The sequence below is a fragment of the Mesorhizobium sp. P3_A9 genome (assembly GCF_056402975.1).
Window position 1 is genome coordinate 1 of the sequence record NZ_JBFUGJ010000504.1, and the last position, 3,312, is coordinate 3,312.

Annotated in this window: 5 protein-coding genes; 3 read left to right on the forward strand and 2 right to left on the reverse strand. The window is 59.9% G+C overall.

Going from position 1 to position 3,312, the window contains the following annotated elements; all coding sequences use genetic code 11:
• The coding region (locus AC1DX0_RS33395) for a sulfurtransferase (protein ID WP_477358628.1) at positions 1 to 712 on the reverse strand (712 nt) is incomplete at its 3' end.
• Between the two features lie 195 nt (positions 713 to 907).
• Between AC1DX0_RS33395 and AC1DX0_RS33400 the strand changes: the two genes are divergently transcribed.
• Genes AC1DX0_RS33400 through AC1DX0_RS33410 form a run of 3 tightly spaced genes read left to right on the forward strand, consistent with a single transcriptional unit; the run spans position 908 to position 3,027 of the window.
• Entirely contained in the window at positions 908 to 1,339 is a 432-nt protein-coding gene (locus AC1DX0_RS33400; protein ID WP_477358630.1) for a hypothetical protein, read from the forward strand.
• Positions 1,339 to 2,205 (forward strand): alpha/beta fold hydrolase, encoded by an 867-nt coding sequence (locus AC1DX0_RS33405; RefSeq protein WP_477358632.1) that lies wholly within the window; start codon positions 1,339 to 1,341, stop codon positions 2,203 to 2,205. The genes AC1DX0_RS33400 and AC1DX0_RS33405 overlap by 1 nt, the downstream gene beginning before the upstream one ends.
• A gap of 15 nt (positions 2,206 to 2,220) precedes the next feature.
• Positions 2,221 to 3,027 (forward strand): Stf0 family sulfotransferase, encoded by an 807-nt coding sequence (locus tag AC1DX0_RS33410; RefSeq protein ID WP_477220659.1) that lies wholly within the window; start codon positions 2,221 to 2,223, stop codon positions 3,025 to 3,027.
• A 9-nt stretch (positions 3,028 to 3,036) separates the two neighbouring features.
• Here the strand turns inward: AC1DX0_RS33410 and AC1DX0_RS33415 are convergent.
• Positions 3,037 to 3,312: cytochrome P450 (locus tag AC1DX0_RS33415; RefSeq protein WP_477358634.1), on the reverse strand; the 276-nt coding region annotated here is incomplete at its 5' end.

Consider the following 3,312-nt stretch of genomic DNA (forward strand, 5'->3'; position numbering starts at 1 on the left):
ATGTGACGACGGGCTTCGACAGGTCAATGCCGGCCTCCTCGATCACCCTCCGCAAACGGTCCTTCGACAACAGCATGCCGTTTTCCGACAGCGCGGAATAAGGCACATTGCGCGCGCCCGGCATATGGCCGGAGCGGATGCCCGCACGGGGCTCGGGCTCGGCACCGGTGAAGCGGCCGGGTCCACGGGCATCGGCAATCTGGCTGGCGCTGGTCTCGACGATCCGGCGCATGTCGGCCAAGCTGGCGACGCGACCGGCGTCGAAATCGGCATGGAACACGCTCGGCGCGATCTTCGTCGGCTCGGCCGTTACCGGCCGGCCGGCCGCTTTCCAGCCGTCGAAGCCGCCATCCAGAATATAGGTCTGGAAAACGCCCATGATGCGGAACATCCACCATGCCCGGGGCGCCGAGAAGAACCCCGGACCGTCATARAYGACGATGGTGTCGTCGGCMGAAAYACCCATCGCGCCGACATATCGGGCAAAATGCTGAGGTGATGGCAGCGTGTGCGGCAAAGCGGCCTCGGGATCCGAAACCGCGTCCTGATCCAGGAATCGGGCGCCCGGAATATGCGCCGCCTCATATTCCGCACGCGCGTTGCGTTTTTGTGCCGGGAGATACCAGGACGTGTCAATGATCGTCAGGCCCGGCTCGCCGAGGCGCGTCTGCAGCCAATCCGCGTCGACTGTGAAAGGGCTGTCCTGGGCCATTCTTGATCTCCTGCTTCGTCTTCGCAAAATTTTGTTTGGCTTGGCAATTCGAATGCGTTCAGAGCGCACGACATTCGCTTTGAATACGCGGCGCGGCCAGCCGCGGCGGTCCGCTAATTCCGATTGTTTTCGTGTTTCGTGGCGAGTACGGATTGATCGTTATGATCTGGGGTGGGCGGGGTCAACAATCTCGGCATGAGCAATCTTCTGTTTTCGCGTATTCCCAGCAATCCGGTTTCGCTTGGGCTTGTTTGCAACTTCATCGCGCATTATCCGCCTTTTGACGGCTACGAATTCGGCCTGATGGTGAAGACACTGCGCTACCAGCTGGATCAGCAGACCCATATGATCGGCTCGATCGACGACTCCATCGTTGCTTACGTCGGCTGGATCCAGACCAGCCGCGAGATAGCCGAGGCCTGGGCGACGAATGGCGGGCCGCTCAACCCCTTCCCCGGCGGCGACGCCACTGCGGTGACGGTACTGGCGACRCGRTCYTCGTCCCACATCCTGCCGMTGATCAARRAAGCCAARCGCATCAACCTSGACAARTCGGTATTCTGGAARCGCGACTTCATCGATAACCGCGGCTCGGTCAAGCGTGCCGTCCGCAAGCGCGACGCCTGATGGATACGGTCGCGCCCGCCGAGGCACTGACGCAAGAGATCCTCATCCGGCTGGATGACCGCTATGCCGCGATGTTCGTGCGCATCTGGCGGCCGGCCGGCACGCCGCGCGCAACGGTGTTCTGCCTGCACGGCTTCACCGGCAATGGAGCCGACTTCGATTATCTCGCCACCTTCCTGTGCCGCAATGGCTTCCTGGTTATCTGTCCCGATCTGTTGGGGCGCGGGCGCAGCGCCTATCTGGGGTCGGGCTACGACATCAATGTCTACTCCAAATGCCTGCGCGCGCTCGGCGAGTTCGCCGGTACGGAGAACCACTTTATCGGCACGTCTTGGGGCGGCACGATTTTGCTKCTGTTTMTGCASATGACMCGCTCCAAGGCCRCKMRAATCRTTCTCAACGACGTSCCMATGCTCGGCGGGYCGAAGGTCGACGCGATGAGARACGAAGTCCTCGGAGAAAGTACGCTTGCGTTCGAAACCCGCGCGGCGGCCAAGGACTATCTAAGCGGCACCAGAGCTGCCATGGGCCCGGTCGAGGACGCCGTGTTCAACCGCTATGTCGAGAACAGGATCGCCGCCGGCCCCGATGGCTTCCGGCTTGCCTATGACCCTGCCACGACGGGAAATTTCGGCGCCCTGGCCGGCCGCGAATACGATCTTTTCCCAATCGCCGCCAAGATCGACGCCCGCATCCTGCTGATGTACGGCCGCGACAGTCAGGTCATTGACCGGCAGGCTATCGAGCGCACACGGCTGGCACGGCCTGATCTGTGGCTTGTCGACAACCTCGATGCCGGCGATCCGCCATCACTCATGACACTGGACCAGGCTCTGCTCATCCTGGGGTTCCTGTCTGCTACCTGAAAACTGGATGTCGTGGTGGGGTTGGTTCCGGAAATGCATTTCGACGATCTGTACAGTGACTATATCGCCGCGACCCATGATCGCCGAAGCTCTACCGAAAGCCCAGCCAAAATCCTGATTTGCACGACTCCGCGAACGGCTGGGCATTCCTATTGTCAGGTCCTGCAGCAGTTCGGCTTCGGAATACCCACGGAGTATTTTCAGTGGCAATATGCGTTGCCGCTGATGAGACGGTGGTCGGCAGACGACACCATTGACCTTGAAAAACTCAATCAGCAGGCGTCCGCCTATGGTCGCTGTCTCCTGGCAAAAAGGACTGAGAACGGCGTATTTGCCGCCAAGATCTTCTTTGAAAACCTGCCATTCGCGCGCAGTTCGATCGGCGATGACGACGGCAACTCGTTCTATGTCTTCCTCTCCAGGAGAAACAAGGTCGATCAGACCATAAGCCTGCTCTCGATGCTGCATACGGGCCAACCGTTCGACAGCCAGGCGACGCTGCCTGGAATTCCCACGGTGACAATTTTGACCGAAAGGGTGGTCAGGGATACCGCCCAGTACATTCTCGACAGCGAGATCAGGTGGAAAAATTACCTGAACACGCTTGATCGGCGCAGAGTGGCGGAGGTCTGCTATGAGGACTTTATCGCGAACCAGCAGGAAAACGCTTCCGCCACAATGAGCAACTGGTTCTCTGGCTTCGAGCTGAAATCAAAAGCCATCTCGGCAAGCACGCGCTATGCGCATGATGCCGAGCTCAAGACCATGATAAAAAGACAATTTGGGGACTATGTCAGGCGGTTTTGGCAGGACCATACCTGACCTGGCGTTTCATCGACGCGAAACACCGACCGAAGACCCCTGCGCCGGGCGCAACGCCAGCGCGTAGTCGAACCGGATCACATCGTCGGCCCGGCTGAAAGCGAACTGGCGCAYWATAGCCAGGACCGCCTCCCTGACTTCCAGCCGRCCGAGACGCGCGCCACCACACATGCGCGGTCCGGTWAGGAAGGGAATAAAGGCCCGTCGATCRAAGCTGTTCTCGAKGAATTCYTTCCGGCTGGCGTCGAAGACACGCGGGTTTGACCAGAAGGCCGGATTCTGGTG